This window comes from Pseudomonas sp. TWRC1-2, assembly GCF_049896685.1.
Lineage (GTDB): Bacteria > Pseudomonadota > Gammaproteobacteria > Pseudomonadales > Pseudomonadaceae > Aquipseudomonas.
The window spans coordinates 296,203-312,434 of the sequence record NZ_JAFCUU010000007.1 but is presented as its reverse complement, the minus strand read 5'-3'; the positions used below and the strand labels follow the sequence as shown (position 1 = coordinate 312,434).

16 protein-coding genes are annotated in these 16,232 nt (G+C 61.2%); 12 read left to right on the top strand and 4 right to left on the bottom strand.

Annotation, left to right across the window (positions count from 1 at the left end; translation table 11 throughout):
- The first annotated feature begins 150 nt into the window (after nt 1–150).
- Nucleotides 151–1,143 carry an AraC family transcriptional regulator gene (locus tag ACP7B3_RS21705; RefSeq protein WP_145164368.1) on the top strand — a complete coding sequence of 331 codons (993 nt, stop codon included), beginning with the start codon at nt 151–153 and terminating at the stop codon, nt 1,141–1,143.
- Between the two features lie 115 nt (nt 1,144–1,258).
- Here the strand turns inward: ACP7B3_RS21705 and ACP7B3_RS21700 are convergent, their stop codons facing one another.
- Nucleotides 1,259–2,134 (bottom strand): LysR family transcriptional regulator, encoded by an 876-nt coding sequence (locus ACP7B3_RS21700; protein ID WP_242201149.1) that lies wholly within the window; start codon nt 2,132–2,134, stop codon nt 1,259–1,261.
- Between the two features lie 114 nt (nt 2,135–2,248).
- Between ACP7B3_RS21700 and ACP7B3_RS21695 the strand changes: the two genes are divergently transcribed.
- The 3 genes from ACP7B3_RS21695 to catA are packed head-to-tail and all read left to right on the top strand — an operon-like array spanning nt 2,249 to nt 4,650.
- The gene (locus ACP7B3_RS21695; protein WP_145164364.1) at nt 2,249–3,376 is read left to right on the top strand and encodes a muconate cycloisomerase family protein; all 1,128 of its coding nucleotides are present in this window, start codon (nt 2,249–2,251) and stop codon (nt 3,374–3,376) included.
- A gap of 12 nt (nt 3,377–3,388) precedes the next feature.
- Entirely contained in the window at nt 3,389–3,679 is a 291-nt protein-coding gene (gene catC, locus ACP7B3_RS21690; protein ID WP_426180706.1) for a muconolactone Delta-isomerase, read from the top strand.
- Nucleotides 3,680–3,720: 41 nt separating this feature from the next.
- Nucleotides 3,721–4,650: a catechol 1,2-dioxygenase gene (gene catA, locus ACP7B3_RS21685; protein ID WP_145164362.1), complete on the top strand. Its 930-nt coding sequence runs from the start codon at nt 3,721–3,723 to the stop codon at nt 4,648–4,650.
- 120 nt (nt 4,651–4,770) lie between these two features.
- Here catA and ACP7B3_RS21680 read toward each other — a convergent pair whose 3' ends face one another.
- On the bottom strand, nt 4,771–5,244 hold the full coding sequence (locus ACP7B3_RS21680) for an Lrp/AsnC family transcriptional regulator (protein ID WP_003194103.1): 474 nt from the start codon (nt 5,242–5,244) through the stop codon (nt 4,771–4,773).
- A 144-nt stretch (nt 5,245–5,388) separates the two neighbouring features.
- Between ACP7B3_RS21680 and kynU the strand changes: the two genes are divergently transcribed.
- A complete protein-coding gene (gene kynU, locus ACP7B3_RS21675; protein WP_426180703.1) occupies nt 5,389–6,639 on the top strand; it encodes a kynureninase in 1,251 nt (416 codons plus the stop codon).
- A gap of 101 nt (nt 6,640–6,740) precedes the next feature.
- Nucleotides 6,741–8,147: an amino acid permease gene (locus ACP7B3_RS21670; protein WP_426180701.1), complete on the top strand. Its 1,407-nt coding sequence runs from the start codon at nt 6,741–6,743 to the stop codon at nt 8,145–8,147.
- Here ACP7B3_RS21670 and ACP7B3_RS21665 read toward each other — a convergent pair.
- Nucleotides 8,093–8,983 carry a LysR substrate-binding domain-containing protein gene (locus ACP7B3_RS21665; RefSeq protein ID WP_426180699.1) on the bottom strand — a complete coding sequence of 297 codons (891 nt, stop codon included), beginning with the start codon at nt 8,981–8,983 and terminating at the stop codon, nt 8,093–8,095. The genes ACP7B3_RS21670 and ACP7B3_RS21665 overlap by 55 nt on opposite strands.
- A gap of 190 nt (nt 8,984–9,173) precedes the next feature.
- Between ACP7B3_RS21665 and ACP7B3_RS21660 the strand changes: the two genes are divergently transcribed.
- The 5 genes from ACP7B3_RS21660 to ACP7B3_RS21640 all read left to right on the top strand — a co-directional run bounded on the left by ACP7B3_RS21660 (nt 9,174) and on the right by ACP7B3_RS21640 (nt 14,220).
- Complete coding sequence (locus ACP7B3_RS21660; RefSeq protein WP_426180697.1) at nt 9,174–9,938, top strand: sulfite exporter TauE/SafE family protein; 765 nt, start codon at nt 9,174–9,176, stop codon at nt 9,936–9,938.
- A 123-nt stretch (nt 9,939–10,061) separates the two neighbouring features.
- Nucleotides 10,062–10,652, top strand: coding sequence for an NAD(P)H-dependent oxidoreductase (locus ACP7B3_RS21655; RefSeq protein ID WP_426180695.1), 591 nt, complete (start codon nt 10,062–10,064; stop codon nt 10,650–10,652).
- A 31-nt stretch (nt 10,653–10,683) separates the two neighbouring features.
- Nucleotides 10,684–11,580 (top strand): LysR substrate-binding domain-containing protein, encoded by an 897-nt coding sequence (locus ACP7B3_RS21650; protein WP_426180693.1) that lies wholly within the window; start codon nt 10,684–10,686, stop codon nt 11,578–11,580.
- Nucleotides 11,581–11,683: 103 nt separating this feature from the next.
- The gene (locus ACP7B3_RS21645) at nt 11,684–12,577 is read left to right on the top strand and encodes an NAD-dependent epimerase/dehydratase family protein (RefSeq protein WP_426180691.1); all 894 of its coding nucleotides are present in this window, start codon (nt 11,684–11,686) and stop codon (nt 12,575–12,577) included.
- 197 nt (nt 12,578–12,774) lie between these two features.
- A complete protein-coding gene (locus ACP7B3_RS21640; RefSeq protein ID WP_369302181.1) occupies nt 12,775–14,220 on the top strand; it encodes a SulP family inorganic anion transporter in 1,446 nt (481 codons plus the stop codon).
- A 4-nt stretch (nt 14,221–14,224) separates the two neighbouring features.
- Here the strand turns inward: ACP7B3_RS21640 and ACP7B3_RS21635 are convergent, their stop codons facing one another.
- Nucleotides 14,225–14,617, bottom strand: a complete 393-nt coding sequence (locus ACP7B3_RS21635; RefSeq protein ID WP_404484936.1) for a lysozyme inhibitor LprI family protein — start codon at nt 14,615–14,617, stop codon at nt 14,225–14,227.
- Nucleotides 14,618–14,864: 247 nt separating this feature from the next.
- On the opposite strand from ACP7B3_RS21635, the gene ACP7B3_RS21630 reads away from it, so the two are divergent.
- Entirely contained in the window at nt 14,865–16,214 is a 1,350-nt protein-coding gene (locus ACP7B3_RS21630; protein ID WP_242201127.1) for a gluconate:H+ symporter, read from the top strand.
- The last annotated feature ends 18 nt before the right edge of the window (nt 16,215–16,232 follow it).

Here is a 16,232-nt window from a genome sequence, read left to right as displayed (position 1 = left end):
AACGTCGCAAAAACCTGCGGCTTATCCACATAGTCGACCGTTGCTATCCACCCCGTTGCATTACGGCGCGCGTGGCGTAGAACTTGCTGTCGATTGTCAACGACGCGCCGCCAGAGCGCGCAACCGCCTAACCGCCGTGGGTGCACCCTGATGAGTAGCCATACACGCGAAATCCATATTCAACGCTTCGACCTGGAAGGCGCCCGCAGCTGGATGTCCGGCATTTGTGGGCCACACCGCCTGGCGACGTCGACGCCGGAGCGCCTGCGCTTTCACCACAGCGCCAATGTGTTCAAGTCCCGCGCTACCACCCTGGGCGTGATCGAGTACGGCACGGACGTGACCATCGGCATCGAAGACGCCGAGCACTTCAGCAGCTACAGCCTGAGCCTGCCGTTGGTGGGCGAGCAGGAATTGAGCAAGAACGGCGAGCGGCTGAGTTCCAATCGCGACCAGGGCGTGATCCTGTCGCCCAACGAGCATCAGGTGCTGGCGATCTCCGGTGACTGCCGCAAATTGCAGGTGGTGATCACCCGCGCGGCGATGAGTGAATCCCTGGAAGGCTTGCTGCAACGGCCGATTGAGGCACCGCTGCGCTTCGAGTCGGTGATGGACGCGGTGGAGGGGGCTTCAGCGTCGTGGTGGCGCATGGCGCGGTATTTCATTGCCGAGCTTGAGCGCAGCAGCGAGCTGTATGAGCAGGCGGCGTTTACGCGTGACTTGGAAAGCTCGTTGATCAAAGGCTTGATCCTCGCCCAGCCGAATAACTATTCAGAAGAGCTGCGCGACGTGCTGGGCGTAAAGCTGCCGCACTACCTGATTCGTGCCCGGCAGTACATCCACGACAACGCCCGCGAAGCGGTGCATCTGGAAGACCTGGAAGCGGCTGCGGGCGTGTCGCGGTTCAAGCTGTTCGATGCATTTCGCAAGTACTTTGCGCTGTCGCCCATGGCGTACCTGAAGAAGTACCGGTTGGGCGCGGTGCGTCAGGAAATCCTTGAGCAGGGGTCTACTCGGACCATTTCCGAAATGGCCCTGGGTTGGGGCTTTACTCACTTGGGACGGTTTTCGGCGGAGTACCGCAAGCTGTTTGATGAATCGCCCAGCCAGACCTTGCAGCGCAAGCGCCTGCGCAGTCTCTAAACCTGATGAAGATCAGAATGTGGGAGCTGGCTTGCCTGCGATAGCGGTGGTGAATGTTCCACCGCCATCGCAGGCAAGCCAGCTCCCACAGGGGATTTGTGGTGCGCGGGAGATCTCAGATCAACTCTTCTACCAACTGCAAACAATGACTGAGCCCCGGCGACTGATCATTCACCCGTTGGCTGAGAATGATCGGCGAGGTCGCGGTGCTTTCCACAATCGGCGTGTAGCCGATATCCGCGCGGTGCAGCACTTGCACCGACGCCGGCACCAGCGTCACGCCCATGCCGGCACCGACCAGGCCGATGGCGGTTTGCAATTCGTTGGTCCACTGCGCCACCTTGAGGCTCAGACCGTGGGCGTCGAACAGTGCGATCACATGGTCGGCATAGCTGGGGCGCGGGTTGCCGGGGTAGAGCACAAACGGCTCGGCGGCCAATTGGGCGAGGGTCGCGGGCGCACCCAGCAGCGGGTGGCCGGCGGGCAGTACGGCGACCAGTCGATCCTCCACCAGCACACGCTGGACGATGGCCGGGTCGTCGATGCGAATGCGCCCGAAGCCCACGTCAATGCGGCCGGCTTTCAGCGCTTCGACCTGCTGCAAAGTGGTCATCTCCGACAAGCCCAATTCCAGCTCCAGCACCGCATCGTTGCGCAGCCGCCGAATCAACTCCGGCAGCACGCCGTACAAGGTCGACGGCGCAAAGCCGATGCCCAGCCAGGTCTTTTCGCCCTGGCCAATGCGGCGCGTGGTGTCGCAGACCTTGCCCAGTTGCTCGAGCAGCACATTGGCGTGTTCATAGAAAAACCGCCCGGCTGCGGTCAGCCGCAGCGGTCGGCCACGTTCAAGCAGAATCACCCCCAGTTCGTCTTCCAATTGCTGGATCTGCCGACTCAACGGCGGCTGGGCGATGTGCAGGCGTTCGGCGGCGCGGGTGAAGTTCAGCGTTTCACCCAGCACCTGGAAATAGCGCAGATGACGCAGTTCCATGGCGGCTCCTTTCATACCTTGAGGGTATTGTGCGAGACCCATTCTATATTGGAAGCCACAAAAAATACGGCACAGAATCGGCTCAAACTTATAAAGAACCCCACGGGTATAGCCATGCCGATTTGCGCCATCGAGTCGATTGAAACGGTCATCGTCGACCTCCCCACCATCCGCCCGCACAAGCTGGCAATGCACACGATGCAAAACCAGACGCTGGTGATCATCCGCCTGCGCTGCGCCGACGGCATCGAGGGCATCGGTGAGGCCACCACCATCGGCGGTCTGAGCTACGGCAACGAAAGCCCTGACAGCATCAAGGTCAACATCGATCGCCACTTCGCGCCGCTGTTGATTGGCCAGGACGCGAGCAACATCAACGCGGCCATGTTGCGCCTGGAGCGCAGCATTCGTGGCAACACCTTTGCCAAGTCCGGCATCGAAAGCGCGTTGCTCGATGCGCTGGGCAAACGGCTTGACTTGCCCGTCAGCGAACTGCTCGGTGGGCGGGTGCGGGATGCCTTGCCAGTGGCCTGGACCCTGGCCAGCGGCAACACTGCGCAGGACATTGCCGAAGCGGAAAAGATGCTCGACCTGCGCCGTCACCGCATCTTCAAATTGAAGATCGGCGCCGGTGAGGTTGGCCGCGACCTGGCCCACGTGATCGCGATCAAAAAAGCCCTGGGCGAGCGCGCCAGTGTGCGCGTTGACGTTAACCAGGCGTGGGACGAAGCCGTGGCCCTGCGTGCGTGCAAGGTGCTCGGCGACAACGGCATCGACCTGATCGAACAACCGATTTCGCGCAACAACCGCAGCGGCATGGCTCGGCTGAATCTATCGAGCCCGGCGCCGATCATGGCCGACGAGTCCATCGAGTGCGTGGAGGATGCCTTCAACCTGGCCCGCGAAGGCGCAGCCTCGGTGTTCGCGCTGAAGATCGCCAAGAACGGCGGCCCACGCGCCGTGTTGCGCACCGCTGCCATCGCCGAAGCCGCCGGTATCGGCCTGTACGGCGGCACCATGCTCGAAGGCGGCATCGGCACCCTGGCCTCGGCGCATGCCTTCCTGACCTTGAACAAGCTGGCGTGGGACACCGAACTGTTCGGCCCCTTGCTGCTCACCGAAGACATCCTCACCGAGCCGCCGGTGTACCGCGATTTTGCGCTGCATGTTTCCACTGCACCGGGCCTTGGCCTGGCTATCGATGAAGAGCGTCTGGCGTTCTTCCGCCGTGACAACCACTAAGAGGCGCCTGCCATGTTGTTCCACGTAAAAATGACTGTGAACCTGCCCCTGGACATGAACCCTGAGCGCGCGGCTGGCCTGAAATCCGAAGAAAAAGCCCTGGCGCAGCGCCTGCAGCAGGAGGGCAAATGGCGCCATCTGTGGCGCATCGCCGGGCATTACGCCAACTACAGCGTGTTCGACGTCGACAGCGTGCAAGACCTGCACGACCTACTGATGCAGCTGCCGCTTTTCCCTTACATGGCCATCGAAGTGAATGCCTTGTGCCGCCACCCTTCGTCGATCCGTGAGGACGACCGCTGAGCCTGTTTTGCACCCAATAATGACAAGATGAGGATTGCACCATGTCCATCCGACTTTCCCAGACTGCCCACGCCCAAGCGTTTCTCGAAGAAGCCAGCGGCAATCACAATGACGCCGGCAACCCGCGCGCCAAAGCGCTGATCTACCGGATCCTGCGCGACACGGTGAACATCATCGAAGACCTGGAAGTGACCCCGCAAGAGTTCTGGAAGGCGGTCAATTACCTCAACGAGCTGGGTAAACATCAGGAGGCCGGCTTACTCGCTGCCGGCTTGGGCCTGGAGCATTACCTGGATCTGCTGATGGACGCCGCCGACGAAGAAGCCGGCAAATCCGGCGGCACGCCGCGCACCATCGAAGGCCCGCTGTATGTGGCCGGGGCGCCGCTGAGCCAATACGAAGCGCGACTGGATGATGGCAAGGACGACGCGGTGCCGCTGTTTATGCGCGGGCAAGTGCGCGACACCGATGGCAAGCCTTTAGCAGGCGCGATTGTCGATGTGTGGCAGGCCAATACCGGTGGCACCTATTCATGGTTTGACCCGACGCAGTCCGAGTTCAACCTGCGCCGGCGCATCGAGACCGATGCCCAGGGCAACTACCGTTTTCGCAGCATCGTGCCGTCCGGCTACGGCTGCCCGCCGACCGGGCCGACTCAACAGCTGCTCGACCAACTGGGCCGCCATGGGCAGCGGCCGGCGCATATTCACTTCTTTATCTCGGCGCCGGGGCATCGGCATTTGACCACCCAGATCAACCTGTCGGACGACCCGTACCTGCACGATGACTTTGCCTATGCGACACGGGATGAGTTGATTGCGGAGATTCGCTTCAGTGACGATCAGCAACTCGCGCGGGAGTTTGGCGTGGAAGGGCGCTTTGCGCAGATTGATTTTGACTTTGAGCTGCAACGGGCTGATGCGCCGGTAGAGCAAAAACGCATGCAACGCGTGCGTGCCTTGGAAGACTGAACACGCATAAAAATGTGGGAGCTGGCTTGCCTGCGATGGCATCAACTCGGTGTATCTGATGCACTGAGGTGTCTGCATCGCAGGCAAGCCAGCTCCCACATTTGAATTGAGGTGTTGTTGCTATTTGCGCAGGACCAAGTCCAACACCTCATCCCGATCCTTGATCTTCTGCAACACAATCTCCGAGCGAATATCCATCACCCCCGCCGTGCGGTTCAGGTGGTTCACGATAAAGTCCGAAAAGTGCTTCAAATTCCGCGCCTGCACCCGCAACACATAGTTGCTCGCGCCGGTAATCACGTACGCGCTGGCCACCTCCGGCCAGCCTTGCACCTTTTTGATAAACGTCTCGTGCCAATCCTCCACGTCCTGGCGCAAGGACAGGTGCACGATGGCTTCCAGCTCGATTCCCAGCTGCTCGGCATTCAGCACCGCGCGGTAGCCGCTGATGATTCCCTCGCTCTCGAGCAGGCGCAAACGGCGCAGGCAGGCGGAGGGCGACAGGGCGACTTTTTCGGCCAGTTCCTGGTTGCTGATGCGGCCATCCTGTTGCAGAAAATGCAGGAGGCGCAGGTCGGTGGCGTCGAGAATCATGCTTAGAATAAATCCGCGTGTTTTGGAGTTAAATTCGAATTTCCTACAGCTTAATTAGCCTGTTACCCACCACTTTGCACGAAAATTCTCTAAAGCTTCGTTCATTATTTGCTCCATCTTCACTTATAAAAATCAGGACAGCCCATGACCACCCGAAGCCACTGCCAAGCCCTCGACGCTCAGGACCCGTTGGCGCCACTGCGTCGTCAGTTCGCCTTGCCTGAGGGCGTGATCTACCTCGACGGCAACTCCCTCGGCGCCCGCCCGGTGGCGGCGTTGGCGCGGGCGCAGCAGGTGATCGCCCAAGAGTGGGGCAATGGCTTGATTCGCAGCTGGAACAGCGCTGGCTGGGCAGATCTGTCCCAGCGCCTGGGCAACCGCCTGGCGCCCTTGATCGGCGCGCGCGACGGCGAAGTGGTGATCACCGATACCACCTCCATCAACCTGTTCAAGGTACTCAGCGCCGCGTTGAGCGTGCAGCGCCAGCGCCAGCCGAGCCGTAAGGTGATCGTCAGCGAGGCGAGCAACTTTCCCACCGACCTGTACATCGCCGAAGGCCTGGCCGAGTTGCTGCAGCAGGGTTATTCATTGCGACTGGTGAACAGCCCCGATGAACTGCCGCAGGCTATCGACCAGGACGTGGCGGTGGTGATGCTCACCCACGTCAACTACAAAACCGGCTACATGTACGACATGCAGGCGCTCACCGCCTTGAGCCACGAATGTGGCGCGCTGAGCCTCTGGGACCTGGCGCATTCGGCGGGCGCGGTGCCCATCGACCTGCACACGGCGCGGGCCGATTACGCGATTGGCTGTACTTACAAATACCTCAATGGCGGGCCGGGTTCCCAGGCGTTTGTGTGGGTCAATCCGCTGCTGGTGGACGTGGTGCGCCAGCCCTTGTCGGGTTGGTTCGGGCATACCCGGCAGTTTGCGATGGAAGCTCAATACGCGCCGAGCGCGGGCATTGCGCGCTACCTGTGCGGCACGCAGCCGATCACTTCGCTGGCCATGGTCGAATGCGGCCTGGAGATTTTTGCCCAGACCGACATGGCCAGCCTGCGGACTAAATCCCTGGCGTTGACTGACCTGTTTATCGCGCTGGTCGAAGCCCGCTGCGCCGCCCACGGCCTGGTGCTGATTACCCCGCGCGAGCACGCCAGGCGCGGCAGCCATGTGAGCTTCGAGCACCCCGAAGGTTACGCGGTGATCCAGGCGCTGATCGCTCGGGGCGTGATTGGTGATTACCGCGAGCCGCGCATCATGCGGTTTGGTTTTACGCCGTTGTACACGAGCTTTACCGAGGTGTTTGACGCCGTGGAAATCCTCGGTGAAATCCTCGACCAGAAAACCTGGGACCAGCCGCAATTCAAAGTGCGCAACAGCGTCACCTGATTCAACGCAGAGCCAAATGTGGGAGCGAGCAAGCCCGCTCCCACAGGGGATCTGCGTCAATATCCAAACTGTGCAATCACAATAATAAAGGGGCACACCACGTGACCACACCCGACAACGGTTTTGCAGAGATCACCCACCGCGAACTGGGCCTGCGGCGCCAGCTCACTTGCGGCCAGATGAGTATGATCGCCATCGGTGGCGCCATCGGCACCGGGCTGTTCATGGGCAGCGCCTATGCCATCGGCTATGCCGGGCCCAGCGTGCTGGTGAGCTACGCCATCGGCGCGCTGATCACCTTGCTGTTGATGGGCTGCCTGGCGGAGATGACGGTGGCGCATTCCACCTCGGGCTCATTCGGCGCGTACGCCGAGTTCTACATCAGCCCGCTGGCCGGGTTTCTGGTGCGTTACGCCTACTGGGCCGCGATTGTGCTGGCGGTGGGCGCCGAGGTCACGGCGGTGGCGATGTACATGAAGTACTGGTTTGCCAACGTGCCGGAATGGGTGTGGATCGTGTCGTTTTCCAGCGTGCTGATCCTGCTCAATGCAATCAGCGTGAAGACCTTCGGCAATTTCGAATACTGGTTTTCGACGATCAAGATCAGCGCCATCGTCGGCTTCATCATCCTTGCGGTGTACGTGGTGTTCGGCTCCGGCAACCCGGCGTACGGCGTGCAGAACTACACCGCCCACGAGGGCTTTTTCCCGCATGGCTTGAGCGGCATGTGGATCGCGGTGATCGTGTCGATCTTCAGTTACTTGAGCGTGGAGATGATCGCGGTGGCCGCCGGTGAAGCCGCCGACCCGGAACAGGCAGTGAAGAAAGCCTTTCGCGCGACCATCGTGCGGCTGGTGGTGTTTTACCTGCTGACCCTGGCGCTGATGCTGGCCATCGTGCCGTGGAACCAGGCCGGTCAGACCCAGAGCCCGTTCGTCACGGTGATGCAGACCATCGGCATTCCCGGCGCCACCGGGGTAATGAATTTTGTGATTCTGATCGCAGCGCTGTCGGCGATGAACAGCCAGCTCTACATCACCACACGCATGATGTTCAGCCTCTCGCGCGCAGGCTTTGCGCCCAAGTCGATGGGCGCGTTGAGCAAGAGCGGGATTCCGCTGAATGCGTTGCTGCTGTCCAGCTCGGGCATTGCCCTGGCGACCTTGCTGAACGTGGTGTACCCGGAAAGCTCGTTTACGCTGATGATGGCGATCTCAATGTTTGGCGCGATCTTCACCTGGTTCATGATCTTCCTCACGCACCTGTTCTTCCGCCGTTATCGCAAGCGTCATGGCGGGGCGAAGTTGTCGTTCCAACTGCGCCTGTTCCCTTACAGCACGCTGCTGGGCCTGGTGTTGATGGGCGCGGTGATGATCACCACGTATTTCACCGAGGCGTTCAAGATGACGCTGGTGTTTGGCGTGCCGTTCCTGATGATTCTGTCGGCGGTGTATTACGGGTTTTTCCGCAAGGGCAGGGCGAGGGCGTCGAACAAAGCCTTGGCGTAACCGGGCAATTGTTCGAAGGAGCGCGCGCACAACAGCAGCGTGCGGCGGGCCCACTCTTCTTGCAGCGGTTGGGCTTTGAAGCGGCGCTGCAGCGGCCAGCGCTCCAGTGCCGCTTGGGGCACGATGCCCAGGCCGGCGCCGCCCGCGACCATGCGAATCAACCCATCAAAACCATCGGCGCGGATGCGGGTTTGCAGGCGAAAGCCCGCGTGCAGCGCCTGTTCCTCCAAATACACCGCCAGTGCGCTGTTGGCGGCCAGGCCGACGTAGTCGTATTGCAGGCTGTCGATGAAACTCGCGGTCGTCAGCGGATGGTCGAGGGGCATGATCAGTACGAGCGGGTCGTCGCGAAAGGGCAGGGTTTGCAGGCCGTGGGTGTCCACTGCGTCGGAAATGATGCCCAGGTCCGCGGTGCCCTGACGCAAGGCCTGTGTGATGCGCAGGCTCGGTAGTTCTTGCAGGTCGATATCGAGGTTGGGGTGTTCGCGCAGAAAATCGGCAAGCAATTCCGGCAGGTATTCACTCAGGGCGGTGGTGTTGCACAGCAGGCGCACCTGGCCTTTGACGCCACTGGCGTATTCGGCGAGGTCTTGTTGCAGGTGTTCGGCTTGTTGCAGCAGCAAGCGCGCGTGGCGGGCCAGGGCTTTGCCCGCGGGTGTGGGTGTGACGCCCCGGCGGCCGCGCTCAAGAAATTCGATGCCCAATGACGCTTCCATCGCACGGATGCGCGCACTGGCGGCGGCCAGGGATAAATGGCTGCGCGCCGCGCCGGCGGTGATGTTGCCGGTGTCGAGGATGTGCAGGTAGAGGCGCAGGTCGATCAGGTCAAAGTGCATGGCCGGGGTTCTCGGGTGACTGGACGGGCCTCATCGCAGGCAAGCCAGCTCCCACATTTAGATTTGTGAACACAGTTCAAAGGTGGGAGCTGGCTTGCCTGCGATAGCGATCTCTGCCTCACACAAAACAAGAGGCTGCCTCAGTATATGGCGAATTTTCATAACCGCCTTAACGTCGCACAATTCCCTCATGACTACCTTCCTGGCGTTCTACCAAAACCTCGGCGCGGGCCTGACCCTATTGGTTATCGGCACCTTCCTGCTGGCCGGCACCGTCAAGGGCGTGATTGGCCTGGGCCTGCCCACCGTGGCCATGGGCATGCTCGGCCTGGCTATGCTTCCGGCGCAGGCTGCGGCATTGCTGATCATTCCCTCAACGGTCACCAACCTCTGGCAACTGGCATTCGGCGGCCACTTGAGCGCGTTGCTCAAACGCCTGTGGCCGATGCTGGTGCTGATTTTCCTCGGCACCGGGCTCGGCACGCTGTGGCTGGGCATGGACGGCGGCCATTGGGTCGTTCGCGCCTTGGGCGGCGCGCTGCTGGTGTATGCGTTGAGTGGGTTGTTTCTGCCCGCGTTCACGGTGCAGCCTCACACCGAGCGCTGGCTGGGGCCGGTGTGCGGGCTGGTCACCGGCATCATCACCTCGGCCACCGGCGTGTTCGTGATTCCCGCCGTGCCGTATCTGCAAGCCTTGGGCTTGAACCGTGATCAGTTGGTGCAGGCGCTGGGGCTGTCGTTCACCGTTTCCACCTTGGCGCTGGCGGCGGGGCTGGCGTGGCGTGGCACCCTCGGCGGCGGCGAAATGAATGCCTCCCTACTGGCCCTTGTGCCTGCGTTGTTGGGCATGTGGCTGGGCCAGGCACTGCGTCAGCGCATCAGTGCGGTGCTGTTCAAACGGGTATTTTTTATCGGCATGGCGCTGTTGGGCGGTCATTTGCTGATCAGTGGTTAAATCAAGAGTGCGGCGTTATTCGTGCGTTTGGGTCAAATGTATTTTGTCGCACTGCTGCTTATTCCAACGGTTGAATGTCGATAGCCTGCCGGCAGACATTTTCAGCCCTTTGGATTCCTTCCCATGAAAAAAGTACTCCTGCTTAACGGCGGCAAGAAATTCGCCCATTCCGACGGCCGCTATAACGCCACCCTGCATGAGGCTGCCGTGGCGGTGCTGGACCGTGGCGGTATCGACGTCAAAGTCAGCCACATCGATGAAGGCTACGACGTGGCCGAAGAGGTCGCCAAATTCCTCTGGGCCGATGTGATCATCTACCAGATGCCCGGCTGGTGGATGGGCGCGCCGTGGATCGTCAAGAAGTACATCGACGAAGTCTTCACCGAAGGCAACGGCAGCCTGTATGCCAGCGATGGCCGCACGCGTGCCGATGCGTCGCAAAAGTACGGCAGCGGCGGCCTGATCCAGGGCAAGCAGTACATGTTGTCGCTGACCTGGAACGCGCCGCAGCAAGCCTTCGACGACCCGACCGATTTCTTCGAAGCCAAGGGCGTGGACGCGGTGTACTTCCCGTTCCACAAGGCCAACGAGTTCCTCGGCATGACCGGCCTGCCGACCTTCCTGTGCGTGGACGTGATGAAACGCCCAGCCATCGAGGCAGACGTGGCGCGCTATGAGCAGCATCTGGCGCAGGTGTTTAACCTGTCGGTGTAAGCTGCTACCCACCGATCAAGAAGGACAGCCTGTGAAAGCCCGATCCGATGAGTTACAGATCTTCGTCAGCGTGATTGAGTGCGGTTCGATTTCCGCCGCGGCGGAGCAGGTCGGGCAGACGCCGTCGGCGGTCAGCCGCACCTTGTCGCGCCTGGAAGCCAAGCTCGACACCACGCTGATCAACCGCACCACGCGGCGCATGGACCTGACCGAAGAGGGCAAGTACTTCTTCGAGCAGGCCAAGGTGATCCTGGCGCAGATGGATGATCTGGAAGAGCGCCTGTCGTCGCGCCAGAAAAACCCGGCCGGGCGGCTGCGCATCAATGCCGCCGTGCCCTTCATGCTGCACGGGATCGTGCCGTACATCGCCGAGTTTCGCAGCCTCTACCCGGACATCCAGCTGGAGCTGAACAGCGATGACTTGATCATCGACCTGCTGGAACAGAGCACCGACATTGCCATCCGTATCGGCGCCCTGGCCGACTCCACGTTGCATGCCCGTTCCCTTGGCTGCACGCCGCTGCATATCCTCGCCAGCCCCGACTACCTCAAGCAACACGGTACGCCCACGACGGTGGCCGAGTTGGCGGACCACATGTTGCTGGGCTTCACCCAGACCGAAACCCTCAACCATTGGCCGTTGCGCCATGTGGAAGGCGACCGTTGGCTGATCCAGCCGAGCATCGCTGCCTCCAGTGGCGAAACCCTGCGCCAGTTGGCGCTGGAAGGGCAGGGCATTTGCTGCCTGTCGAACTTCATGACGGTCGAAGACATCAATGCCGGGCGGCTGGTGCCGGTGCTGGAGGCGTTTAACAGTGGTTATCGCCAGCCGATCCACGCAGTGTTCTATCGCAACTCGCAATTGGCGTTGCGCATCCAGTGCTTCCTGGACTTCATTCAGACCAAGCTGGCGCGGTATGCCTGCTGATTCGTGACCTGTGCGCAAGATTGAATTGGGCAATACGGTCTTATTCGACAGGGGTGAGTCCTCGATACTGGACCCATCACTTACCCCGTCAGGAGCACACTCCATGAATGTATTCGTTACCGGCGCAGCGGGTTTTATCGGCGGCTCCATCGCCACTGGTCTGGTCAAGGCTGGCCACACCGTTACCGGCCTGGTGCGCAGCGCCGAACAAGCCGCTGAAATGACCGCCCTGGGCATCACCCCCGTGATCGGCACCCTGGATGACTCGGCCGTGTTGACCGAGCAGGCTTCGAAGGCCGATGCAGTTATCAACGCCGCCAGCAGCGACCATCGCGCTGCCGTCGAAACCTTGCTGGCCGCCTTGAAGGGCTCGAACAAGCCCTTCCTGCACACCAGCGGTTCGAGCATCGTTGGCGATGCGTCGGGCGGCAAGGCCAGCGATGTCGTCTACTTTGAAGACAACCTGCCGAAGCCGACCGTCGACAAGGCTGCGCGCGTGGCCATCGATAATCTGATTCTGGCGGCGGCCAAAGACGGCGTGAGTTCGGCGGTGATCTGCAACACCCTGATTTATGGCCACAGCCTGGGTGTGAAGCGTGACAGCGTGCAATTGCCACGGCTGCTCAAGCAGGCGCGCAAAAGTGGCGTGGTGCGCCATGTGGGCACTGGGCAGAACATCTGGTCCAACGTGCACATCGAAGACGTGGTAGTGCTGTACCTGCTGGCGCTTGAGAAGAATGTGCCGGGCACCTTCTACTTTGTGGAAAGCGGTGAAGCGGCGTTTGTCGACATGACCACCGCCATCGCCGAAGCGCTGAATCTGGGCAAGCCGCAGGATTGGCCGTTGGCGGAGGCTGAAGCCGAGTGGGGCTATGAAATGGCCAACTATGGCCTGGGCTCCAACAGCCGCGTGCGGGGCAAGCATGCCCGTGAACTGCTGGGCTGGGCGCCGAAGCGTACGTCGGTGGTGGAGTGGATTCGCAACGAAATGGTGTGATGTTCGCTTAGCACCGCGGTGCTGCCTTCGCGGGCAAGCCCGGCTCCCACATTTTGGATTGTGAATACATTGAAATGTGGGAGCTGGCTTGCCTGCGATGAAGGCGCCTCGGTCATTTGTTGTTACGCTTTACTGGCCCCACTCCCTGCAATTCCGTACCATTCCCCGCCTTATTCCCCGCAACGCCCTGGTACCTCATGAACCTCACTCGTCTGCGCGCCGATGCCCTGGCCGGCCTCACCACGTCCTTTGCGCTGCTGCCCGAATGCATCGCCTTTGCCCTGGTCGCCCACCTCAACCCGCTGATGGGGCTCTACGGCGCCTTCATCATTTGCACCCTCACCGCGTTATTCGGTGGCCGGCCCGGCATGGTCTCGGGCGCCGCCGGTTCGATGGCGGTGGTGATCGTCGCGCTGGTGGTGCAACACGGCGTGGAGTACTTGTTGGCCACGGTGTTGCTGGGCGGGCTGATCATGGTCGCGTTCGGCGTGTTGCGTCTGGGCAAGCTGGTGCGCATGGTGCCGCACCCGGTGATGCTCGGTTTCGTCAACGGCCTGGCGATCATCATCGCCTTGGCGCAACTGGAACATTTCAAAAGCGGCGAAAGCTGGCTCAGCGGCACGCCGTTATACGTGATGATCGGCCTGGTGGCGGTGACCATGGCGATTGTCTATTTGCTGCCGCGCCTGACGCGCGCCGTGCCGCCCGCGCTGGTGGCGATCCTCGGCGTCGGTTTGGCCGTGTACCTGCTCGGCCTGCCAACCCGCACACTGGGTGACATGGCGCACATCGCCGGTGGCCTGCCGACCTTCGCGCTGCCGCAAATTCCCTGGACCCTGGAAACCCTCGGCATCATCGCGCCCTATGCGTTCCTGATGGCGATGGTCGGCCTGCTGGAAACCCTGCTGACCTTGAACCTCACCGACGAAATCACCGAAACCCGGGGCTACCCAGACCGCGAAAGCGTGGCCCTGGGCGCGGCGAATATGGTCTCGGGGCTGTTCGGCGGCATGGGCGGTTGCGCGATGATCGGGCAAACCGTGATCAACTTGAGCTCCGGCGGGCGCGGGCGCTTCTCCGGGGTGTTTGCCGGGGTGATGATCCTGTTGTTCATTTTGTTTCTGTCGCCGCTGATCGAGCGGATTCCGCTGGCGGCGCTGGTGGGCGTGATGTTTGTGGTGTCGCAGCAGACCTTCGCCTGGGCCTCGTTGCGGGTGATCAACAAAGTGCCGGCCAATGATGTGCTGGTGATTCTGGCGGTGACGGTGATTACCGTGTTTACCGACCTGGCCACGGCCGTGCTGTGCGGCATTGTGATTGCGGCGCTGAACTTCGCCTGGCAACAGGCGCGCGAGCTGTATGCCGATGAACATCTGGAGGCCGACGGCAGCAAGCTGTACCGGCTACATGGCACGTTGTTCTTTGCCTCGACCACGCCGTTTCTGAACCAGTTCGACCCGGCCAACGACCCGGCTCAGGTAACGCTGGATTGCCGTCACCTGAGCTTTGTTGACTACTCGGCGATTGCCGCGCTGATGACCTTGCGAGAGCGCTACAGCAAGGCCGGCAAACATCTGCGGGTGCTGCATTTGTCCGAGCGCTGCAAGAAGCTGTTAAAGCGTGCGCGCGTTCATCATGAGTAACTGATCACGGCCCGACCAGGTCTTCGAGTTCCTGGGCGCGGGTCTGGGTCATGTCCAGCACGCAGCCGGAGCCGTTGACCTGGTCGATGGTGCCGCCGGTGGCTGAGCCTGCGAAGGCGCAATTGGCGTCACGGTATTTGAGCCACAGGCGCTGCACGTCCTGCAGCTTCTGCTGGCGGTCGCCTTCCTGGGCGGCCAGGGCGGTTTTATAGGCTTTGTTCAGGCGATCGTCCTGAACCTTGGTTTCCTTGACGTTGCAATTGACCATGTCGACGGTGGTGTTGGCGCTGTCCATGCATTTTTTCAGCGCCGCATTCTCGGCGGCCGAGGCGCTGCTGCAGAACGCCAGCAACAGCGCGCTGGCGGCGAAAGGAACAAGCAGAGTCTTGCGATTCATTGTCGGGATTCCTGAACGACGGTAGGGCTGCCCTCTCAGACTCGGCCCTTACGGTTGAGTTTCGGCACGGCAAAAACTTCATGTAAGAACACCCCTCGGATTTTCATTGGCTGGCGCCGGGCATGTCCCCAAGCGACAGCACTTATCCGTGGGCGAAAATTACTTTCATAGAAATTGAAAATTTAATCGAGGAATGATTTATGAGTTTCACAACCAATTCGACGTGACCCTTTCCAAGGAGTACCGCATGGCCGCACCACTGGGCTTGGGGCTGTTGGCATACGCTGCCATCGCCATCATTGCATTGATCGTGCTGATCGCACGTTACCGACTCAACCCGTTTATCGTCATCACCTTGGTGTCCATTGGCCTGGCGCTGATGGCCGGCATGCCGGCGGACACCATCATGGGCTCGTACGAGGCGGGCGTGGGTAAAACCCTGGGGCACATTGCCCTGGTGGTGGCGCTGGGCACCATGCTCGGCAAGATGATGGCCGAGTCCGGCGGCGCCGAGCAGGTGGCGCGCACGCTGATCAACCGCTTCGGCGAGCGCAATGCGCACTGGGCGATGGTGTGTATTGCCTTCCTGGTAGGGCTGCCGCTGTTTTTCGAGGTCGGTTTTGTGTTGCTGGTGCCGATTGCCTTTACCGTGGCGCGGCGAGTTGGCGTGTCGATTCTGATGGTCGGCTTGCCGATGGTCGCCGGCTTGTCGGTGGTGCATGCGCTGGTGCCGCCGCACCCGGCGGCGATGATGGCGGTGCTGGCGTATAACGCCTCGGTTGGGCAGACCGTGCTGTATGCGATTCTGATCGGTATTCCCACGGCCATCATCGCCGGCCCGTTGTACGCCAAGTTCATCGTGCCGCGCATTCACCTGCCAGCGCAGAACCCGCTGGAGCGCCAGTTTATCGAGCGCGAGCCGCGCACCCGTTTGCCGAGCTTTACCCTGACCATGGGCACCATCCTGTTGCCGGTGGTGCTGATGATGATCGGCGGCTGGGCCAATGTGATTTCTACACCCGGTACTGGCTTTAACCAGTTCCTGCTGTTTATCGGCAACTCGGTGATCGCGCTGTTGGTCGCGACGTTGGTGAGCTTCTGGACCTTGGGCCTGGCCCAGGGCTTCAACCGCGAGGCGATCCTCAAGTTCACCAACGAATGCCTGGCACCGACCGCCAGCATCACCTTGCTGGTGGGCGCCGGTGGTGGCTTGAATCGCATTTTGGTGGACGCGGGCGTCACCAATGAAATTCTCGGCCTGGCCCACGCCTTCCATCTGTCGCCGCTGGTGATGGGCTGGTTGTTTGCTGCGCTGATGCGCATCGCCACCGGCTCGGCCACCGTGGCCATGACCACGGCCTCCGGTGTGGTCGCGCCCGTCGCCATGGGCCTGGGTTATCCACACCCTGAGTTGCTGGTGCTGGCGACTGGCGCGGGTTCGGTGATCTTTTCCCACGTCAACGACGGCGGCTTCTGGCTGATCAAGGAATACTTCAATATGACGGTGATCCAGACCTTCAAGACCTGGACCGTGCTGGAGACGTTGATCTCGGTGGTCGCGTTCGGTCTGACTTACGGTCTGTCGCTTGTTTTATGAGTCTCATTGTGTAATCCG

Bases quoted from the DNA above. Each gene is read 5' to 3' on its own strand.
- ACP7B3_RS21705 (WP_145164368.1), top strand. From the start codon at position 151: ATGAGTAGCCATACACGCGAAATCCATATTCAACGCTTCGACCTGGAA.
- ACP7B3_RS21700 (WP_242201149.1), bottom strand. From the start codon at position 2,134: ATGGAACTGCGTCATCTGCGCTATTTCCAGGTGCTGGGTGAAACGCTG.
- ACP7B3_RS21695 (WP_145164364.1), top strand. From the start codon at position 2,249: ATGCCGATTTGCGCCATCGAGTCGATTGAAACGGTCATCGTCGACCTC.
- catC (WP_426180706.1), top strand. From the start codon at position 3,389: ATGTTGTTCCACGTAAAAATGACTGTGAACCTGCCCCTGGACATGAAC.
- catA (WP_145164362.1), top strand. From the start codon at position 3,721: ATGTCCATCCGACTTTCCCAGACTGCCCACGCCCAAGCGTTTCTCGAA.
- ACP7B3_RS21680 (WP_003194103.1), bottom strand. From the start codon at position 5,244: ATGATTCTCGACGCCACCGACCTGCGCCTCCTGCATTTTCTGCAACAG.
- kynU (WP_426180703.1), top strand. From the start codon at position 5,389: ATGACCACCCGAAGCCACTGCCAAGCCCTCGACGCTCAGGACCCGTTG.
- ACP7B3_RS21665 (WP_426180699.1), bottom strand. From the start codon at position 8,983: ATGCACTTTGACCTGATCGACCTGCGCCTCTACCTGCACATCCTCGAC.
- ACP7B3_RS21660 (WP_426180697.1), top strand. From the start codon at position 9,174: ATGACTACCTTCCTGGCGTTCTACCAAAACCTCGGCGCGGGCCTGACC.
- ACP7B3_RS21655 (WP_426180695.1), top strand. From the start codon at position 10,062: ATGAAAAAAGTACTCCTGCTTAACGGCGGCAAGAAATTCGCCCATTCC.
- ACP7B3_RS21645 (WP_426180691.1), top strand. From the start codon at position 11,684: ATGAATGTATTCGTTACCGGCGCAGCGGGTTTTATCGGCGGCTCCATC.
- ACP7B3_RS21640 (WP_369302181.1), top strand. From the start codon at position 12,775: ATGAACCTCACTCGTCTGCGCGCCGATGCCCTGGCCGGCCTCACCACG.
- ACP7B3_RS21635 (WP_404484936.1), bottom strand. From the start codon at position 14,617: ATGAATCGCAAGACTCTGCTTGTTCCTTTCGCCGCCAGCGCGCTGTTG.
- ACP7B3_RS21630 (WP_242201127.1), top strand. From the start codon at position 14,865: ATGGCCGCACCACTGGGCTTGGGGCTGTTGGCATACGCTGCCATCGCC.